This is a genomic window from Deinococcus peraridilitoris DSM 19664 (genome assembly GCF_000317835.1).
Lineage (GTDB): Bacteria > Deinococcota > Deinococci > Deinococcales > Deinococcaceae > Deinococcus_A > Deinococcus_A peraridilitoris.
Genome location: NC_019789.1, coordinates 295262 through 315707 on the forward strand (window position 1 = coordinate 295262; position 20446 = coordinate 315707).

Below are 20446 nucleotides of genomic sequence, written 5' to 3' on the forward strand. Positions count from 1 at the left end.
TTCCTGAATTCATCCGGATTCGGGTACGACGTCGGGGCTCTCCCCTGATACGCACCACACCAGGTGCGTTCGCCCATCTGGAGTGAACCCTTGGGACCGGTAGTGGAGTGAGACACGTCGCCTTGGCCGCCGGTCAGCTGAGGCGACGTTGACGATCGCAGCGTTGATGACGTCCTGTGGGCGCTGCTGGTCGGTGGTCATGAGCCGCAAGTGATTCCACGGGCCGGATGGCCGAAGGTCTGAGAACGAGTCCGAGCTCGCGGAAGCCGGCGGCCTTGAAGCGTTCGGCCAGATGGCGCGGTTGCCAGGTGAAAGTGAGGTAGTGCCCGACGCGGATGGTGCCGCGCTGGACTTCCGCGCGGTATGCGTTCGATTCCGGACGTAGCGCCGTTTGGGCCGTGTACCCGCGGGCATTCTGCCAGCTTCGCCGCTTCGCAGCTGGTGTGGCCGTTCGACGAGTATGCCGGTGAGCGCCAGCGGACCTCGCGGGCACTCCAGTCAACGGCTTTCCAACGGGCCAGCAGTTCGAGGAGCAGCGAACGACGTGACGTACGTTGCCGTGGTAGCGATCATGGTACAGCCCGTTTTTCCTTATCTCTGAGCATCTATTCAGATATACTGGCAGTATGAGCCGAGCCGCGACTGCTTCCCACACCGAGCCTGCCACGCTCGAATACTTCGTGGAAGGTATGGACTGCCCTACCTGCGTTCGCAAAATTGAAGGGGCGCTGCAACGCACCCCCGGCGCCACAAGCGCCCGCACCAACCTCACCACCCAGACCCTCAAGGTCACCCTCGACGAAACACGGACACCCCGCTCAACCCTCGAAAAGACCCTGCGCGACCTCGGCCACACCCCCAAACCCCTGCTTGGCGATGACGGTGAACGACACGAACATGAAGCCACCCCCTGGTACGCTACCCGCCAGGGCCGACTCGTCCTGACCACCGGTGCCCTGCTCGCCCTCGCATTCCTGTTCAGCCAAATCGAACCTCGCCTTGCTCCCTGGGGTTACGCCGCCGCCACCCTGCTCGGCACCTGGCCCCTCGCGAAGAAAGCGGTCGCGGGCGCCCGCGCCGGTGATCCCTTCAGCATCAACACCCTCGTCACCCTCGCTGCCCTGGGCGCACTGCTGATCGGTGAAGCCGCAGAAGGAGCGGTGGTCGTGTTCTTCTTCGCGGTCGGTGACCTGCTCGAAGGCGTCGCGGTCGGCAAAGCCCGCAGTGGCATCAAGGCCCTCGCCAAACTCACGCCCAAGACGGCCCGCGTCCTCAAGAAAAACAAGGTCTTCGAGCTGCCCGTCGACGCCCTCCAGATTGGAACGCTCGTTCAGGTGCAGCCGGGCGACCGCGTGCCCGCTGACGGCGTCATCACCGAAGGCACCAGCCACCTCGACGATTCTCCCGTGACAGGGGAAAGCGTTCCCGTCAGCAAGACCGTCGGTGAGACCGTGTACGCGGGCAGCATCAACACGGACGGCGTGCTCACTGTCCGGGTGGAGCGTGAAACGCGGGACAACACCATCGCCCGCATCATCCACCTGGTCGAGCAGGCTGAAGCCGGAAAAGCGCCCGTGGCGCGCTTTATCGACCGCTTTTCACGCGTGTACACACCGCTCGTGGTGTTGATCGCGACCCTCACCGCCGTGATCCCCATGCTGCTGATGGGTGAATACCTCCCTGACGCGCTGTACCGCGGTATCACCCTCCTGCTGATCGGGTGCCCTTGCGCCCTGGTGCTGAGTGTGCCCGCAGCGATCACCAGCGGCCTCAGCGCCGGTGCCCGGCACGGCCTGCTCATCAAGGGAGGCGCCGCCCTGGAAAGTATCGGCAGCGTGAACACCGTCGCGTTCGACAAGACCGGCACGCTGACTGAAGGGCGCCCGCGCGTGACGGACATCACGCCGTTGTTCGGCAACGAGCAGGAGGTGCTGCGCCTCGCTGCCAGCATCGAAGCGGGCTCGAACCACCCGCTGGCAAAGGCGATCATGGGGGCCGCAGCTGGCCTCGACGTGCCCATGGCCACGCACGCGCGTGCGCTTCCCGGGAAAGCGGTCACTGCCACCATCGACGGACACCCGTATGCCGTGAGCTCACCCCGCCACGCGCATGACACCGTCGGCCTCACCCCCGAAGTGCAGACCCGCCTTCAGGCGCTCGAGGAGCAGGGCAAGACCGTCGTGGTGCTGACGAACAGCGACGGACCTCTGGGATTGATCGCCCTGCGTGACGAACCGCGCGCCGACGCCAGGGCCGCAGTCACAAACCTCAAGGCGCTGGGCGTGCATCCCGTGATGCTGACCGGCGATAATGCCCGCACAGGCCGGGCCATCGCCCGTGACCTTGGTGTGGACGTGCACGCAGAGCTGCTCCCCGAAGACAAGCTCCGGCTTGTCGAGCAGTTCCGGCAACAAGGAAAGGTCGCCATGATCGGGGACGGGATCAACGACGCACCTGCACTGGCTGCCTCGGACGTCGGCATCGCGATGGGGGGAGGCACCGACGTCGCCCTCGAAACCGCAGACGCGGCGCTGCTGCATCACCGCGTGCAAGGCGTCACGGACATGGTGCGCCTTTCCCGTGCCACCATGACCAACATCAAGCAGAACGTCGCGTTCGCCGTCGGGCTCAAGCTGGTGTTCCTCTTCACGACCCTGCTCGGCATCACCGGATTGTGGCCCGCCATTCTCAGTGACACGGGCGCCACCGCCCTGGTCACCGCGAACGCACTGCGCCTGCTGCGCTTCCGTGGTGGACCCCAATGAGGTCACGCTGCACCTCCGCCTCACGGCGACCTACTGGAGACCTATGACGACGCCTTTCACAGCACACCCTGCCGGCGAGACGATCTGCGAGACGGCCTGCACACACCCTGAAGCCGTCGCGCGCGCCCGCCAGGCTCTCCCGGACGACGCGTGTGTCGAGGACGCCAGCGCCTTGCTGAAAGTCGTGGCGGACCCTACCAGACTGCGAATGCTTTCCGTTCTTGCAGCGGAAGAATTGTGCGTGCACGACCTGTCGCTCGTCGTGAGCATCAGCGAGTCCGCCACGAGCCATCAGCTGCGGCTGCTGCGCGCTCACCGGCTCGTGGCTTCCCGGAAGGTGGGCCGAACCGTGTACTACCGGCTGGCAGACCATCACGTGACGCTGCTGATCGGAAATGCCCTGCAGCACGCTCAGGAACATTGATGTTCGCAACGGTCGTAATCACCGGAGGACAGGCAGGTTCGCCGCCGGGGACTTCCCGCGTCAAGCAGCGTTCGACTGCTGAATATCCGAGGCATGACGACACACGGGAGGCGCGTGGCGATCCCGGGACGACTCACTGGTGCTGTTCACTCCTCTCAGATGTTGCAGTTCAGGGAGATGAGGCGAGAAGGGCGTCGTGAGCGGCATCGAGTTCCAGCAGCAGGGCAACACGTCGGACCTCAAAGACAAGCATCACCCGCAGTTGCTGAGCCAGCTTTCCCCAGTCGGGCCAGCTTCCCGACTGCTTGGGTGGCAAGTCGAGGTCCTGAAGGTGGCACAGTAGAAAAGCGAGTCCGGACAGGCACCACCAGCGCAGCACCCCCTGTTTCTTGGGCAGAACGGACGCCCATGAGGACGCCTGCCCGCTTGCTGTGCTGGGCAAAGCGAGAGAGCCCGAACCTCCCCTTGATCGTTTTGAAAAAACCCTCGATTTTCCACCTCCGCTTGCCGACCCGAGCGAGGTGAACGCCACCCATTTTGCGGCCCTGCATCACGAAGCGCTGCTCGCTTTCGTCATTCCGGTACAGCCACACCCAGGAAATGCACACTGGCTGCCGGAGTCCTTGGAGTTGCACCATGCTGCCCCGCACGGTCAGGTTTTCCACTTTGCATCCATCTGCGAGCCTGCGGTTTTTGCGCACACCCACGATCAGATCAAGCCCCTGGTCGAGGACGCCGTGGATGAAGTCGGCGCTGTCGAACCCACCGTCAGCATGAACACGGGCCTGCCGTCCTGAATTCAACAACTGTTTGGGAACGGTACGCAGCAGTTTCAGCGCCAACATGGCGGGTGAAGGAGTGTCTTTGCCACGCCACACCTGAAAGGTCCAGGGCAGCCGGAGTGGCCCGCAGCACAGGTAGAGCACGACCAGATGTACCCCTTGGACGCTGTTATACACGTGCATCCAGTCGTCGAGCTCCTCGAACTTGCCGGTCTTTTCGAGGCTGGTCAGGTCGATCAGCAGTTCCAACCTTGGGTGTTGATGTGGGGCGTGCTGCCAGAAGTCGAGCAGGGTTTGGTGTGCGTGCTGCCTCATCGCTCGAACCAGCAAGCGGGTGGACCAGCCGTAGTGATTGAGGAAGCGGCTCAGGGCGGCGGGCGACTTGACGGTGGCTTGTACAGGGAGCGGCCTGCCTTTGGCTTCGAGCAGGAGGTCGAGGAAGACCTGGAAGGAGTCGAGGTGCTGCTTGCGGGTGAAGCAAGCAAGGATGTCAGAATAGAGTCGTCTGGAACGCAGCTCTTTTGGATTCACACCCCACAATGGGGCCAAAAGTGCGCTCCAGACGACTTTTATCTAAACTGCAAGATGTGAGTAGACCCGCGGTCGGTTGACTGTTTGCGGGTCGTTGGGCGTCTTGGTTTGGAGGAGTCTGGCGTGGAGTTCTTGCTTGCCGATGTCGATTCCGAGGACGTACATGGCACCCTCCTGGTGGTGTGGTCACGTACCGGTTCGTTCGGCATGATTTTGCATGCAGGCTTGGGAGCCTTTGGTACTGTTCTGCCTGAGCGAAGGGTCCCGAGCCAGCCAGGATTTGCGTAGCGACCTTGGGGGTCCAAGAAGTCTTCAGGCTTGTCGGCTCGGGAGGTCGTGACAAGCCGAGCATGCCTCTACCCGGCTCAACATGCAAAGAAGTCTGGCGACCACCGCGGGGTGACTTGACTTCAAGCCACCCCCTTCACGAGGAGGACGACCATGACCCACCTGACTTACCACTGGCTTTGTTCGTTGAGCGCCTGCGCCCCCAGTGGGGTTTGGTATGGCGCGTAACGAGGGCCGGCGCAGCAACGACACCGGCAGCGTGTTTTACCGTGAAGCCCGCAACCAGTGGGTGGCGCGCGTGCCCCTCTCGCGTCACCATCCCAGCGGCAAACGTCACCTGGAGCGCGCCTTCGCGTCCCAGAAAGAAGCCGAGCGGTACCTGCGCCAGGCGATGGTCGAGCGGGACAAAGGAACCCTCACCATCGCCTGGCGCAAAACGCTGGGGGAGTATCTCGATGGCTGGCTGCTCGCCAAAGAACAGAACGACAAACGCCCTTCCACCCTGCTCGATTACCGCGGCACCTTCAAGAATCACGTCAAGCCGTACCTCGGTCCGGTCCGGCTGGAGAAACTCGCGACCGACGACATCCGGCTGTTGCACCGCAAGCTCCGCGAGGCGGGCAGGTCGGAATCCAGCATCCGCCGGGCCCACAATCACCTCAAGACCGCCTTGCAGGACGCGGTGCGCGAAGAAATCCTCGCCCGCAATGTCGCCGCGCTGGTTCGCGCGCCCAAGGTGCCCCGCACCCTCCAGCAGTCCTGGACGCTCACCGAAGTGCAGACCTTCTGGCAGCACGTCCAGGACCATCCACTCAAGGCGCTGTGGATCACCGCGATCCTGACCGGCCTGCGGCGCGGAGAACTGGCGGGCTTGCGCTGGCAGGACCTCGATTTCGAGCAGCGTGAGCTGCACGTCCGGGTGACCATCACCGAAATTGCCGGCAAGCTGCAGTTCGGCCCGCCGAAGTCGCGCAACGCCGTGCGGGTGGTGCCGCTGCCCAATGATCTGCTGCCGATCCTGCAGGAGCACCGTGAGCGCTGGGCGCCCGTCACGGCCTTGACTCCCGCACCCTGGCGGGAAGAGGACTTCGTATTTCTGTCGTGGAGTGACGGCTGGCCGTTGCGGCCCAGCACCATGAACCGCACCCACACCCGCCTGTGCCGCGAAGCGGGCGTGAAGAAGATCCGGGTGCATGACCTGCGCCGCACCTACGTCAGCATCCTGGGCGCCAAAAAAGGCCTGTCGCTGCGGGCGATCGCGGAGTTTGTCGGGCATGCCGATCCGGCCTTCACCGCGCGGGTGTATCAGGACGCGCTGCCTCAGGAACGCAAGCGCGCGGCGATCAGCTTGAAGGAGTTGCTGGAGGACGGGACGCTATAGCGTCCGCGGCTGATCACGGCGGACCTTGGAGTGCGCTGACGGTCAAGCACGATGACCCGCTTCGGTGCCGCGGTCGCCTCGGCCTTCAGCGCCGGGCCAACCAACACCGCCTGATGTGATTTTCACTGCCGCAGTCAAGCGCAGCCACACCTTGAAGGTGTGGCTGCGCTTGACTCGGTGCTGCTGACCGGGTGGCATTTCAGCAGAGGGTGGTTCCGGGCGGTGCCTTCGAACTGCTCAGCAGACCGCCTTCAGGTCTCAGCAGCCGAAGATCCCACAGAACACGTCACCGACGGCACCGAACAGGTCCTCGATCACACCGGCGATTTCGCCGGCCAGGAATCCTGCGGCCGCCAACGCGCCTTCAATAGCATCCTGACCGAAGCCGAGGACATCCTTGAGCAAATCCGCCACCTGCTGGACCGAGAAGCCGAACACGTCCTTGAGGATGCCGGCGATCGCGTCCGCTCCAAAACCGATGGCCTTGAGGACTTCCCCGGCCCGCTGACCGCTCCAGCCGAAGAGGGCTTTGCCGGCCTCAGCGATTTCATTGACCGCGAATCCGACGGTTTTGAGCACCCCTGATACTGCCTGGTCGCCCAGCCCGAAGACCACGCTCAACGCCTGAGCCACTTGCGTGGCCGTGAACAGCGCGGACTTGAGGGCCGCGGCCGTCGCGGCGTCGCCCAGCAGGAAGACCTGCCTCAGGGCCTGACCGACCTGACTGGCCGTGAACCCGAGGGTCTTGAGCACGTTGGCGGTCAGCACGTCCGTCAACGCGTAGGCGATCTTGAGGGCGCTGGCGATCTGCTCGGCGGCGAAGCCGGCGAGCTTCAGCGCGTTGGCGGCCGCGACGTCCGTCAAGACGTAGATGATCTTCAAGGCACCGCCAATCAGTTCGGGGGGGAAGCCGATGTCTTTCAGGATCACGGTGGCGACGTTCGCCGCGATGCCAAAGACCGACTTGAGGCTCTCGGCGACTTCGTTCACCGTGAAGTTGGCGCCTTTGAGCAAGGCGGCGGTGGCCTGACCGCCCAGGTTGAAGACGTTCTTGAGTGCTTCGCCGACCTGCACGGCCGTGAAACCGGCGAGTTTCAGCACCTGGGTGGTCGCGGCGTCCCCGAGACTGTAAGCGAGGTTCATGGCGCGCGCCACGGCGGTGGCGGCGAAGCCGACGCCCTTGAGCAGGTTGGCGGTGGCCTGGCTGGTCAGGTTGTACACCTGCTTCATGGCCTGCGCGACGTGTTCAGCCGCGAAACCCACCGTCTTGAGGACCGCGGCGCTGGCCGCGTCGGTCAGGCTGTAAACCTGTTTCAAGCCCAGCGCGACCGCGTCGGCGGCAAAGCCGATGCCCTTGAGGATCGTCGCATTGGCCGTATCGGTCAGGCTGTAGACCTGCTGCAGGGCCAGCGTGATGCCTTCGACCCCGAAACCGACGGTCTTGAGGATCGTCGCGTTGGCCAGATCACTCAGCGCGTAGACGGCCTGGAGTGCGCCGGCCACCTCAGGCGCAGTAAAGTTGAGGGTTTTGAGGATGGTGGCGTTGCCGATGTCGGACAGACTGAAGACGGACTTCAAGGCGCCGGCGATAGCGTTGATCGGGTACTCGACGCGCTGAAGAATCGTGGCGGTGGCCAGATCACCCAGCGCGAACACGTCCTTGAGCGCGCCGGCCACCTGGTCGGCACTGAAGCCTTCGTTGCGCAGCAGTTGTGCGGTGACGTCCGCCGCGAGATCGAACTCGCTTTTGAGCGCCTGAGCGATCTGGCTGGCGCTTTTGCCGAGCGTCTTGAGGGCGTGCGCCCGAACGACCGGGTGGTTCTCCACGCGGAAGGTGATCGGAAGGGTGCGGTTTTTGTTGATGCTGATCAGTTGACCGTCCATCGTGCGCAGATTGCCGCCCGCTTCGACGGTCAGGCTGGTCGTCCCGAGTTGCAGTCCACTCAGCGACACCGCGAGGCGCAGGGTCTGACCGGCCGTCAGGTCGGCGCTGGCGGCCGACCAGGCGGTGAGGTACTGTCCGGCGGCCGAGTCGAGACGCAGCCGCTCGCTGGTCTTGCTGCTGCTGGTGAAGGTCGCCAGGACGGGACACGCCGATCCTTGGACCCGGCATACCGTCACGGACAGCAACGGCGTGAGGGACGCGTCAAAGCGGGTGAGGTCGCTGGTCGCGCGGCTGTCCAGGGGGGCCAGAAAGGCGAAGGCCGCGCTGGTGTCCGGAACGGGTACGCTTTGGACGGTCAGTTTGACGGCCGAGGAAGCTGGGGTACCGGTAAGGCGGGGCGTGCCGGTGGACGCGGTGGGTGCCGGGTCGTGTGGGGTCGGGGGCACTTGGGCGCAGCTGCCGAGCAGCAGGACGAGGGAGATGAACCAGGCGCGTGAGCGGGTGTGGCTGGGCATGGGGAGACACTTGCCTTTCGGGTGTCCCTGCCGTGGCAGGGTCAAAAAGCAGCGAGGTGCCCGCCGACACGGTTCGCGCTGCGAACCGTGCAGTATGGTGGGTTCACCTCAAGCTGGGGTGGGTGCGGAGCTTGCTTGCCGGCCGTTCCGCATGACGTGGGCGACTGTGGCGTGCCTTGATGTACGCCGCAGTCTTCACTTTGAATTCCGGGGGCGGTCAGTCTCCCAGATGCACCTCCTTTGGGTTGTTCTCACCGCCACTTCAGCTGTTCGGGCGGGCGGTCGGTCAGGCTCGCGTCTCGGTCTCAAACCGGTCTGATAATGAGCGTAAACCTCAGTTAGGGTTTTTGATAGGCTCATCTATGGGCATTTTGTTCACCGTGGGCTCATACTTTCTTTTTGAAAGAAAGCGGCACTGAGACGCCATGTCACATCTCCCACCCACCTTCTCGGTAATAAAAATGAAAGAAAATCTGGGTTGGGTGCTTCAAGGGGGCCGGAGTGGGCTGCCACGGGTGAACGTGGAACCGTCCAAGACGAAGCAGCGCGCTGAACTGTGCACCGACAAACTGTAAGGCGGAGCGTTTGCACTTGTCCTGCAATCTGAGCGGCCGTCCAGGGCCACCACCGGAATCACCCCGAACGAGACCAGCTTGGCTCCCGGCTGGGTTGGAGGATCTCGGCTCTGGCGGTCGCTTTCGACATTTAGTGGCAGAATGAGTGGCACGGCGTCGGTCAGCCCATATTCTGTTTTTCTCCCAAAAGGAAAACCCCCTCCAGGAGGGGGTTTTTTCTGGCTCGGCAGGTAGGGATCGAACCTACGACCATTCGATTAACAGAAGCCTGAAAGGCTTCCCTGCACTACACCCTAAATTCGCCCAACTCGTCCTACACCCACTTTTCTGTTAACGGCCTTCCCGGCCTCCCACCGTCAGGCCTCCTCTCTACCGCCCTATTTAGTGGCACAATTAGTGGCAGACGAAATCAATTCGCATCCCTCAGGACCGTCGTTTTCGCCAGGCCAGGCCAAGCTTCAGGAAAAGCACGGAGATCCCATTCGGTCTTTGCATCCTCGGCTCAGGCCGTCAGGACCAGAGGAAAGACGCCAGGCGATGATCGCCTGGCGTGTGAATGTCCTGACGGGTTTCGTCGATCAACGGTCCCGGCGGTACATCTGGAACTGAATGCCGTTGTCGCGCTCCCCACCGATCGCGGTTCCTTGTCCCCCCATCAGGAATCGGCCCGCCTCGCGGACCAGCCCTCCCGACGACTTCATGTTCTGGGAGCGGTAACTGGTGACGGGATGCACGTCCTCGAACAGCACCGTCACGACGTTATTCTCGACCGTGACACTGGCAGGCCCGGCGAGTTCGCACTGTGCGTCGAGCGCTTCAGGATCCCGGTCACAGACCGCGCGGGTGCCGGTGGCGGTGATTACGCCATTGGTGCGTGACTCCTCGGTCAGGTAGATCACACCCCGTTTGGCGCTCGGGCCGTGGTAAACCGGGGAGTAGCCGAAGACCCAGTTTCCCTTGTAAGACAACAGCGCCGAGATGGGTTGCGGTTCTGGCGCCGGCGTTTTTACTTCACCGCCGGGCACGTCGAGGTTCATCGTGAGATTGTCGGCGCTGGGTGTGCCGCCGCGTGTGACGGTGATGATCCCCGTGAAGGTATACGGCGCGTCACGCTGGAAGGTTCCTTTGAGCGTCACCTCGCCACCGTTGGCGGTGCTGCCCGTGAGTTCGCCGCTGCCCAGGGAGCCAGTGAGCCGCACGTTCCACAAATCCGGTCCGGTGTGCAGGCGCCCGCTCAGGTTGCCTTGGAAGTCTTGCGTGATGACCAGGTTCAGCAGCTGACGCTCGTCACTTCGTTCCAGGTTGTGCGAACCCACCCAGATGCCGGACAGGTTCGGAACGCTGGCGTTCGCCTGGGCGGTCACGGTGGCCGTGACCTGTTTGGTTTTGTCGGCGGTGCTGGTCGCGGTGACGTGATACGTGCCGGGCTCGCCGGGTGCCTGGTAGATCACCCTGCGGCCGCTGCCGCTGATGACGCCCCCGTCGGTCGTCCAGATCACCCCGGTGTCCACCGCGCCCAGAACGGTCGCTTCGAATGAGGTGGTGTCGCCTGGTGCCATCGTGACGCCTTTGGGTGAGAGGCTGACGCTGACGGGTACCTGCGTGTAAGTCACGCCCACTGAAGCTGATTTTCCAGCCTGCACGTTGACCGGGCTGCCCTTGACGGTCGGCTGATAGTTCAGGCCTCCGGCCGAGACGCTGTTGGCGCTGACGGTGTAGCTGCCCGGAGTGAGGTCCGTGAGGTTGCTGGTAGTCGTGACGGTTCGGGAGAACCCACCGGAACCCGTCACTTTGATCTCGGCGCCGGTGTCCTGTGGCAGCCCGATGACGTTGAGGTTCAGGGCGCCTTTGCTGGCCGAAGCGACGGTGACGGTGATGCTGCGGGTGACAGTGCCGCCCGAACTGGACGTGCTGGTGAGGGTAAAGGTGTAGGTCATGGCCGTCAGTCCGCTGTTCCCGGGCAGGTTGACGGTGACGCTGTTCGCGCTGATCGCTCCACCCGGCAGTCCGGTCACATCTAGGGTGGGTTCGACGCTGAGGCTGTTGCTGCCAAGGTTGGTGCCTGACCAGTTGAGGGTGAGGGCGCCACCGGCAGCGCCGAGGCCGGCAGGAGTGGCGGTCAACTCATTGATGCTGGCGGTGGCGAGCGCGTAAGTGGCGGTGATGCTGGCGGTTTTTCCGGCGGTGACCGTGGCGGAGGTACTGCTGAGGCTGGCCCGGTACGTTTTGCCCGCACTGGTGAGGTCATTGGCCGTCACGGTATACACGCCGGGTTTGACGGCCAATGAAGCGGTCGTTGCGAGGGATTTGCTGAAGTTGTTGGGGCCGGACACCTGGAGCTGGGCGGTGGACCCACTGGGGACGCCATTCACCGCCACGCTCAGGGTACCGGTGCCCGTTGAGCCTGGGTCGTTCGGCTGCGGCCCGGGCGAACTTGCCTGCTGAGAGCAGGCCGTCATCAGCAGGGCCAGAGAAGCCGTGAGCAGGGAACGAGGCGGGAATGCGGATGTCGAGCGTGCGAACATACGGCCTCCAGGGGTGGGTTGTGGGTCCGGCTTCTGTATTGAAACCCGTTCATCACGCGAGATGGCGAGAACGCACTTGGTCGCATTTTAAGCAGCTTCTTAGAAAGCTGTTGATTGTGAAGAAACGAGAATGCTGGAGGGCCTGTCATTGTGGTGTCCGCATTCTGTAAAGCGGCATAAGGTCGGCGTGAGGGTGTCGCTGATCGCAGAGCCGGGAGGCCAGCACCAACGTCACCTTCAGCGCCAGCGCCCAGGACAACGTCAAGGTCACCAAAGTGCGCTTCACGCTGGGTGACGAGACGGTCGAGGACGCCGACGGCGACGGCTTCAGCTTCACCCGTTCCTTCAGCCAGAATGGCACGTTCACGGTCTCCGCCACCGCCTTCGACGCCGCCGGCCTGTCCACAAGCGCCAGCAAAAGCATCACCGTGAACGTGCCTGCGGCCATCAGCACGGGCAGCGCGCAAGTGGGCTTCAGCGGCCTGCCCCTCAACGCGGGCATAGCGCTGGTGCTCACCAACGCCGCCAACGAAAGAATCACCATTCCGACCGGCGGGCTGGTGAGCGGTCTCCCCGCAGGAACCTACACCCTCAGCGCCCCTGACGTGCAGAGCGGTGACATGACCTACCGCGCCGCGCCCGTGCAGTTTCAGGTCGTCAACGGGCAAACCACGAACGCCACCCTGTCCTTCGCCGCCATCGACGGCAAGATCCACCTCACGCTCGAGGCAGGCAGCGTGACGCCCAGCGTCAGCATCACTGGCCCCGACGGCTTTGCTCACACCCTCACGGCGGGCGGCTTCAGCTCCTTGCCGTACCTCAAGCCGGGCCAGTACACCATCAGCGCCGCGGCGGCGACCGACGGGACTTACCAGTACGCCGCGAGCGTCACGCCCGCCAGCCTGGACCTGCAGGCCGGCCAGGTGGGCGTCGTGAACGTCGCGTACCAGGCGGTCACCGGCACGCTCAGCGTCAGCCTGATGGGCACTCCCGAAGGCCGCAGTTTCACTCTCAATGGCCCGGACGGGTTCAGCGCCAGCGTTCAGCACGGCAGCGCGCTCAAGGACCTCAAGGGCGGCGTCTACACCCTCGAGGGAGCGAGCTTCACCGACGGCGGCTGGACGTACACGCCGGACACCAGCACCGTGACCGTCGTGAGCGGCCAGCCCGCCTCGCTGAGCGTCACCTTCACCCGCCAGGACGTGCAGGCGCCACAGCACGTCACGCTGCAGGCCCCCGCGAAGGTCAGCGCTGCTGGAGACGCGACCTTCACCGTGAGCGCCAGCGACAACGACCGCGTGGCGACCTTCAAGCTGTACGAAGGAACGACGCTGCTCGGCACCCAAAGTGCACAGGACGGCGCCGCCTCGTTCACGGTGAGCTATGCCTCGGCGGACCAGGGCACGCACATCTACCACGTGGTCGCGGTCGACGCGGCCGGCAACGAAGCTGGCAGTGCCGAGAGCACCGTGCTGGTCGACTTCAACGGCGACCCAGTCGTGGTGGGAACCATCGCGGACCAGACGGTGCTGCGCAACCAGACCATCCAGGTCGAGCTCGCGGGCGCCTTCAGCGACCCCAACGGCGACGCCCTGACCTACTCGGTCACCCCGGCTTCCTTCCAGGGCGCCACGCTGAGCGTCAGCGGCAGCATCCTCAGCATCACCAAAGCCAACAACAACAGCTCAGGTGAAGTGACGGTCACGGTCACCGCGACCGACCCCAGCGGCAAGTCGGCTTCCACAACCTGCCAGCTGACGGTTATTCGGTAAACCAAGTCAGCGCACCAGAGTAGGAGGGGCCTCACGGGCCCCTCCTGCTCTGGTTGAAATTTGCCCGGTCCTCACCCGGTCAAAACGTCCATGACCGCCCATCTTCAGGATCGAGACCACAGGAGGCAACCGAGCGCGACCGTCGGTCTCACCGCACTGGGGTCGGGTGAGTCCTGAAGTGACGTGGAGTAAAGATAAATTCCTTCACGGCTGACCCACGAAGAAATCGTTTCGGTATGATGTGGGGCCCGCTGGTTGCCAGCCAGCGCGGTTCGGGCGATGGGTGCATGGCCTTTTAATCACAGCATGCTCCTGTGTCTTCCCGGCGCTGAAGGTAAGCGAGCGCTGCGCCGTTAGAGTAAGCCGCGCACCGAGCCTAATCTGGTACTCTCGGAGGTTGGCGTCAGGCCCGAAGGTGCTGCCTTGCTTCGAGCGTACCAATGAACTCAGTCAGCAAGTAATGCGCCACATCCAGACCTGCCGGGGTCAATTGGAGGCCTCTCTCCCTGGTCAAGAGCAGCCCGCGCTGGCCAAGGGTGCTGGTGACTGCATCCAGTTCGAGGCTGTTTAAATTCTCCTGTTGCATCAAGGCTCCGCTCGCCCAGCGAATGGAGGCGCGCCAGGTGCCGAGCTCGCCCGACGGCAGTTCTTAAAGCTTCGTCCGGCTCACCCCGAGCAGCGCTATGGGCGCCAGCAGCAGAAATTGCCACAAAACCAGCACTTCGGGGGCAGACAACTCGGCAGGCGATGGGGGCACGTCTGGCAGCATACCAAGCTGACCTTCCTTGCTGGCGCTTACCCCTGCTCAGCACACCCCGGGGGCTCGCCCGGATGAGTTGGAGGTAACGCCGGTCCCAGTCAGGCTGTCCAGATGCGAAAGATCGTCTGAAGCGCGTGGCTGCTGGCTGAAGAACTGGAGGGCGCAGCCACTGGCATGGCGTCAAGCGAAGATCAACTGTACCGCCGTCCTGGACGCGATTTCTCATGAGAGGTTCTCCGCCGCATTTGTCATAAATTTGCAAGAAACATGCCGTTAGAGTGAGCCCTATATGTGGGGTTGTTAAAGACAGCGGTCCCTATTGACAGGGTCGCTCCGGGCTGGGCAAGTTTACGTCCTGAAGACACCCAGGCCACTACAATCACCAGAAGATGAGTCCTTGTTCAAGGGCAAGTGAAATGGAGAGAGCATGAATGTCACCATCGTTGGCACTGGCTATGTAGGACTGGGCACCGGAGTGATGCTCGCTTACCTGGGACATCAGGTCATCGGCCTCGACACGGACCCCACGAAAATCGAGTCGCTCAAACGCGGGGAGATCCCCATTTACGAACCCGGACTCGACCAGCTGCTCGCGGAGGCTCAGGCCAATCTGCATTGGACCACCGACTACGCTCACGCCATCCCTAATGCCGACGTCATCTTCATCTGCGTCGGAACCCCACCACAAAGCGACGGTCGGCCCAACCTCAGCTACTTGGAAGGAGCGGCGCGCAGCATTGCCCAGAACCTCAACGGGAAAACCCAGGTGATCGTCAACAAAAGCACCGTTCCCATCGGCAGCGGTGACTGGGTGTCGCGTATCATCGAGGAGCACGCGGTGGACTACCACGCCAACCGTTACTTCGTCGTGTCCAACCCTGAGTTTCTGCGTGAAGGCACCGCGCTCGGCGACAGCCTTTACCCGGACCGCATCGTGCTGGGTGGCATTGCCGCTGGCCTCGTGCGCATGCGTCAGCTCTACGCGCCCCTGATTCACCAGTCCTTCAAGGCGCCCGACTACGTGCCGCGTCCCAAGGAATACACCGTCCCCGCCGTCGTGGAAACCACCCTCACCAGTGCTGAGATGATCAAGTACGCCGCCAACGCTTTTCTGGCGCTCAAGATCAGTTACGCCAACGAAATCGCCGGCCTGTGCGAGCGAGTGGGGGCCAACATCGACGAGGTAACTGCGGGCATCGGGTTCGACCAGCGCATCGGTCACCGCTTCCTGGCGGCCGGCGCGGGCTGGGGTGGCAGCTGCTTCGGCAAGGACACCAGCGCCCTGATCACTACGGGCGGGGACTACGGATACGAAATGCCGATCCTGAGTGCCGCCATCGAGGTCAACCAGCGTCAGCGCTCGACTGTCATCGACAAGCTGCAAAAGCACCTGCGCCTGCTGAAAGGCAAACGCGTCGCGGTCCTCGGCATGGCCTTCAAGCCCAACACGGATGATCTGCGTGACGCACCCGCGCACGACTTTATCGCCCGCCTCAATCTGCTCGGCGCGACCGTCGTCGCGCACGATCCGGTCGCCATGGAGCGCGCCCGCAAGGAATGGGCTCACCTGCGCTATCAGGAAGCGGCCACCGCGCAGGACGCCATCAACGGTGCCGACGCTGTGATCATCGCCACCGAGTGGACCGAGTACCGCCGCCTCAACTGGAACAGCAAGGTGCGCTCCATGCGCAATGCACTGGTCATCGACGCCCGCAACGTCATCAGCGAACCCCTGGACGTCCCGGCCGTCATCGAGCAGATCGGTAAAGAACTCCCCGAGCGGACTGCTGCGGACGCCGTCGCTTAATCGCTTCACTACTCCAAAACCGCCAACAATAGAATCGAGAGCGCTGTGACCCTACCCCTACACATCTTGATCACTGGAAGCGCCGGATTCATCGGAAGCCACCTCGTCGAGCGTTTTCTCGGCGAGGGGCATTTCGTGACCGGCGTCGACAACTACATCAGTGGACAGAAGCGCAACACCGAACTGTTCCTGAGCCACCCCAACTTCCGCTTTATCGAGGCGGACGTGAGCTACGGCATTCCATTCGAGGGCGAGAACCTCGACTGGGTGATGCATTTCGCCTCCCCCGCCAGTCCGCCTCACTACCAGCAATTCCCTATCGAAACGCTGATGGTCGGCGCACAAGGTACGCAGAATGCCTTGGAGCTGGCGCACGGGCACGGCGCGAAGTTTATGCTGGCCAGCACTAGCGAAGTATATGGCGACCCGCTGATGCACCCCCAACCCGAAACGTACTGGGGTAACGTGAACCCGAATGGGGTGCGGAGTTGTTATGACGAGGCTAAGCGGTATGCAGAAGCCATCACGATGGCGTACCACCGCACGAAGGGGATTGACACGCGAATCATCCGTATCTTCAACACCTTTGGGCCTAGGATGCGAGCCGATGATGGACGCGTAGTGACCAACTTCATCAATCAAGCATTATCGGGTCAGCCTCTAACTGTTTACGGCGACGGCAGCCAAACTCGTAGCTTTCAATACGTCGATGATTTGGTAGAGGGAATTGCTCGCCTGATGGGAGTGACATACCACGAGCCAATCAACCTCGGCAATCCAGACGAGTACAGCATTCTGCACTTCGCACAAATCATCCGTGATCGTGTTAACCCCGCCCTCAACATTGTGTTCGGCCCTATGCCGCAAGATGACCCAAAGCAGAGGAAACCAGATAATACTCGAGCTTTGCAACTCTTGGGATGGGCACCTAAAGTGACGCTTAGAGAAGGCCTGGAGCGCAGCCTGGGATGTGTGCAAACAACTTCACTTCCATCGTGAAGCAACCTACTCTACCCAGCTCAGCAAGTGACGCCGGAAGAGCGTTTCTTTGGAACATGGCGGGATTTGCTACAAGGTCAGGTTCTGGCTTCGCTATCAACATTATGTTAGCCCGCTTGCTAGGACCAGCATCCTACGGTGTTATCGCCATCGCCAGCTTGGTTATCAGTCTCGGCTTGCTGATCGCCGACTCTGGCTTGAGCGCCAGCCTCGTGCAGAGGAAAGAAATCCATGACAACGACGTTCGCACCGCCTTTACCGCGCAAACGCTCATTGGCATAGGGCTCGCCCTCAGTATCGCACTCTCCGCTCCACTTCTCGCGCACGCCTACAGCCAGCCAATCCTCGCCCCCGTCCTACAAGTTCTCGCATTTACGCTGGTACTTCAAAGCGCCAGTCAAACCTCTGCCGCCCTACTGCGCCGACGCATGGACTTCCGCCGCATTCAAAAAACACAGGTAGGGAGCTACCTGCTGAGCTATCTTGGCTTCGGAATTCCTGCAGCGTACCTCGGCCTCGGTGTGTGGAGCCTCACTGGTGCGCAAGTGCTTCAAACTACCCTCAACCTCGCGCTGCTATACCACGCGACCCGCCATCCCATCGCCCCCCTGTTGCAACGCGACACTCACATGTTGCACTTTGGTGGCCGCATCCTTGCCACCAATATCGTAAATTGGGTCAGCACATACCTTGACAGCTTTCTGCTTGGACGCGCCTTCGGCACTGCGACGCTCGGTCTCTATAATCGTGCTTTCTTTCTCCTGAATACTCCCGTTACCGTGGTCGTGTCTGCTTCGCAAGGGGTGCTGTTCGCAGCAACGTCAAGAACGCAAAATCAAACCGACACCGCGCGACAGACCTACCTCGCCACCTTCGGCGGCCTTGCCACTGTCATAGTTCCTGCGTTTATGACCGCGGCGGCGGCGGCAGCCTCATTAGTGGAGGCCACATACGGGCAGCAATGGGTGAACGCCATCCCATTTGTTCTCCCCCTCGCTATCGCAATGCCACTGTTTGCTCTGATGGCAATCGCCGGTCCTATTCTTGCAGGCCTTAACCGACCTCAAGAAGAACTCCGCGCGCAATCGCTTGCAGCGTTGGTCGCCATTCCTGCGCTCCTACTTGCTGCAAGCTGGTCTCTCGCCGCTCTCGTCTGGGTGGGCGTGTTCGTTCATGCCCTTCGCTTCACTCTCATGACTGCCGCCGCATGTAATGTGCTTCGCGTCAGCGCTGGCACAATTTCGAGGATCCTCCTACGTGCCGTACTCCTTGCCGGTCTTTGCGCTTTCTTACCTGCCCTAATTGAGCAGTTCTGGACGGCCCCTGCCCTCCTGAAGTTCCTTCTCGAGATCCTGGTTAGCGGAACGACTTGGCTTCTCCTTCTCCTAATGCTGCCCAACGTCTTCACCGAACCCGAAACAAAGCGCTACCTCCACCGACTTACACGAAAACTTCCCCAACGCTTCGCCCGGCGGTTCGCATGACACTTATCCAAAAAGTTTGTCGAAAACTTCGTAGAACCATAATTGCGGTCCGAACCAAACAACACTTGCGCCATATCGGCGTGCGCCTCGGCGTGAACATCACCTACTACGGTACTCCGATAATATCCTGCGCACCAAAGTCTGTTATCTCCATTGGAGACAACGTTGTCTTATGCTCCGAGAGCGAAGCTACCGCTCTGGGTGTCAATCACCCTGTTGTTCTCCGAACCCTGTTGCCCGGTGCCGAGATCATTATTGGTAGTGACGTGGGCATTAGCGGCGGCAGCATCTGTGCAGCTGCGCGAGTCGAAATCGGTGCGGGCTCAATGCTGGGCGCAAATGTAACCATCAGCGACACCGACTTTCATCCTGTTCAACATCCAGCAAGACGCTATGCGCCGCTAAGTCAAGCTCAACATACGCCCGTGACTATCGGTCGCAATGTCTTTCTGGGCACAGGAACTATAGTTCTCAAAGGGGTGAGCATCGGTGATAACGCAGTAATCGGTGCAGGAAGCGTGGTCACAAAAGACATTCCAGCCAATAGCATCGCAGCCGGGAATCCTTGCCGGGTTCTAGGCGTGGAGCAGCAATGAGAATCGGGGTCGCCGGACCAGTCACCCTTTCGCTCCTAACACCTTACCTGGAGGGAGCGGAAGCGCTGAGTGACGGATATGCCTTCGCACCGATGGCGCGATGGGTGCTTGGCTTGCGCGAGCGGGGGCACCAAGTTGCGGTATTTACCCTTTCACCTGATGTCACCAAGCCCCGCAGTTACTATGGGGATGGCCTGAGCTTACACGTTGCTCCATACCGACTGAAAGGTCGCGCACGTGATTTCTTCGCCGTCGAGCGTAAGGAATTAACTCTGTTAATGCGTTCACATCCGCAAGATGTGCTGCATGCCCACTGGACATATGAGTTTGCCCTAGCGGCGCTTGCCAGTTCGCGCCGGGTACTTGTTACGGCCCATGACGCGCCGCTTCAAGTGTTACAGCATCACCCTGACCTCTATCGCCTCGCACGTGCCGCCATGTCGGCCGTGGTGGCTCAGAAGGCGCCATTGATGACTGCAGTTTCGCCCTATATTGCAAAACATTTCGCTCGAACAACAGGCAGATATGATTTGCATGTAGTACCCAACGGGATTCCAACGGAAGCATTCACACACACTGCATCAATCGATTGGGTCCGCACAGATCTTACCTTCGCCTCTTCTATGATGGGATGGGGAAAGCGAAAAAACGGGGCCAATTTATTACACGCTTTTAGCGAACTACATTCACAGTTACCGCACACGAGACTGATAATGTTTGGCGAGGGCTACGGTCCTGGCCAGGAAGCCTACCAGTACGCTCGGGCGAAGGATCTGGTAGGTGGGGTAGAATTTGCTGGTAAAACGCCATATGACCAAATGCTTGCACGACTTTCTGCTGAGGCTGATATATTCGTTCACCCTTCCTTAGAGGAATCATTCGGTATGGCCCTTGCTGAAGCGATGGCATTAGGCTTACCCGTAATCGCTGGCGAGCGTAGTGGAGCAGTACCCTGGGTTACAGACCAAGGCCGTGCCGCCTTGCTAATCGATGTGTCCAACGTTGCATCGCTGCGCAACGCAATGTTGAACTTGGCTCATCATCCGGCTGTACGTCAGCAACTTTCAACTTATGGACGCGAGTGGGCACGCTCCCGTTTCACAATAGAAGCGCAGCTGACAGGCTATGAGCAACTTTACGCAGAAGTATTACGGCGAGTACTATGAATCATAAGCTGCCTCGTTCAAAGCTTTTATCCAAAATGTACTGCGATGAATCGTGCTCCTACAGGTGCTTGCCTGCCATATACGGTGCAGCCGCATACGTCTGCGCCACAGAATCATGTCGCGTACTTGATGTGTCAGTACGAGCAGGGTCTTCTGCTTACGTGTGGCCTCACACGAGACAAGGAGGCCAC

Annotated in this window: 12 protein-coding genes and 1 pseudogene; 10 read left to right on the forward strand and 3 right to left on the reverse strand. The window is 61.6% G+C overall.

Annotation, left to right across the window (positions count from 1 at the left end):
• Positions 1-626: 626 nt before the first annotated feature.
• Entirely contained in the window at positions 627-2765 is a 2139-nt protein-coding gene (locus DEIPE_RS20160) for a heavy metal translocating P-type ATPase (RefSeq protein WP_015231401.1), read from the forward strand.
• A 43-nt stretch (positions 2766-2808) separates the two neighbouring features.
• Positions 2809-3189, forward strand: coding sequence for an ArsR/SmtB family transcription factor (locus tag DEIPE_RS20165; protein ID WP_041231810.1), 381 nt, complete (start codon positions 2809-2811; stop codon positions 3187-3189).
• A gap of 239 nt (positions 3190-3428) precedes the next feature.
• On the opposite strand, the gene DEIPE_RS23420 is transcribed toward DEIPE_RS20165, so the two are convergent.
• Complete coding sequence (locus DEIPE_RS23420; RefSeq protein ID WP_015231403.1) at positions 3429-4520, reverse strand: transposase; 1092 nt, start codon at positions 4518-4520, stop codon at positions 3429-3431.
• A gap of 487 nt (positions 4521-5007) precedes the next feature.
• Between DEIPE_RS23420 and DEIPE_RS20185 the strand changes: the two genes are divergently transcribed.
• Entirely contained in the window at positions 5008-6171 is a 1164-nt protein-coding gene (locus DEIPE_RS20185) for a tyrosine-type recombinase/integrase (RefSeq protein WP_015231405.1), read from the forward strand.
• A gap of 258 nt (positions 6172-6429) precedes the next feature.
• On the opposite strand, the gene DEIPE_RS20190 is transcribed toward DEIPE_RS20185, so the two are convergent.
• Positions 6430-8571: a hypothetical protein gene (locus DEIPE_RS20190; RefSeq protein ID WP_015231406.1), complete on the reverse strand. Its 2142-nt coding sequence runs from the start codon at positions 8569-8571 to the stop codon at positions 6430-6432.
• 1153 nt (positions 8572-9724) lie between these two features.
• Positions 9725-11518 carry a hypothetical protein gene (locus DEIPE_RS20195; protein ID WP_157449109.1) on the reverse strand — a complete coding sequence of 598 codons (1794 nt, stop codon included), beginning with the start codon at positions 11516-11518 and terminating at the stop codon, positions 9725-9727.
• A gap of 380 nt (positions 11519-11898) precedes the next feature.
• On the opposite strand from DEIPE_RS20195, the pseudogene DEIPE_RS25330 reads away from it, so the two are divergent.
• The 7 genes and pseudogenes from DEIPE_RS25330 to DEIPE_RS23430 all read left to right on the forward strand — a co-directional run.
• Positions 11899-12096: pseudogene (locus tag DEIPE_RS25330) on the forward strand (PKD domain-containing protein); the annotation flags it as partial.
• Between the two features lie 195 nt (positions 12097-12291).
• Positions 12292-13443: an Ig-like domain-containing protein gene (locus tag DEIPE_RS25335; protein WP_342663298.1), complete on the forward strand. Its 1152-nt coding sequence runs from the start codon at positions 12292-12294 to the stop codon at positions 13441-13443.
• 1187 nt (positions 13444-14630) lie between these two features.
• Positions 14631-16010: a UDP-glucose dehydrogenase family protein gene (locus DEIPE_RS20210; protein ID WP_015231410.1), complete on the forward strand. Its 1380-nt coding sequence runs from the start codon at positions 14631-14633 to the stop codon at positions 16008-16010.
• A 45-nt stretch (positions 16011-16055) separates the two neighbouring features.
• Positions 16056-17009 (forward strand): UDP-glucuronic acid decarboxylase family protein, encoded by a 954-nt coding sequence (locus tag DEIPE_RS20215; protein WP_015231411.1) that lies wholly within the window; start codon positions 16056-16058, stop codon positions 17007-17009.
• Positions 17006-18493, forward strand: a complete 1488-nt coding sequence (locus DEIPE_RS20220; protein ID WP_157449110.1) for a lipopolysaccharide biosynthesis protein — start codon at positions 17006-17008, stop codon at positions 18491-18493. Before DEIPE_RS20215 ends, DEIPE_RS20220 begins: the two co-directional genes overlap by 4 nt.
• Complete coding sequence (locus DEIPE_RS23425) at positions 18490-19089, forward strand: DapH/DapD/GlmU-related protein (RefSeq protein WP_015231413.1); 600 nt, start codon at positions 18490-18492, stop codon at positions 19087-19089. Before DEIPE_RS20220 ends, DEIPE_RS23425 begins: the two co-directional genes overlap by 4 nt.
• Entirely contained in the window at positions 19086-20255 is a 1170-nt protein-coding gene (locus tag DEIPE_RS23430) for a glycosyltransferase family 4 protein (RefSeq protein ID WP_015231414.1), read from the forward strand. Before DEIPE_RS23425 ends, DEIPE_RS23430 begins: the two co-directional genes overlap by 4 nt.
• Positions 20256-20446 lie beyond the last annotated feature (191 nt).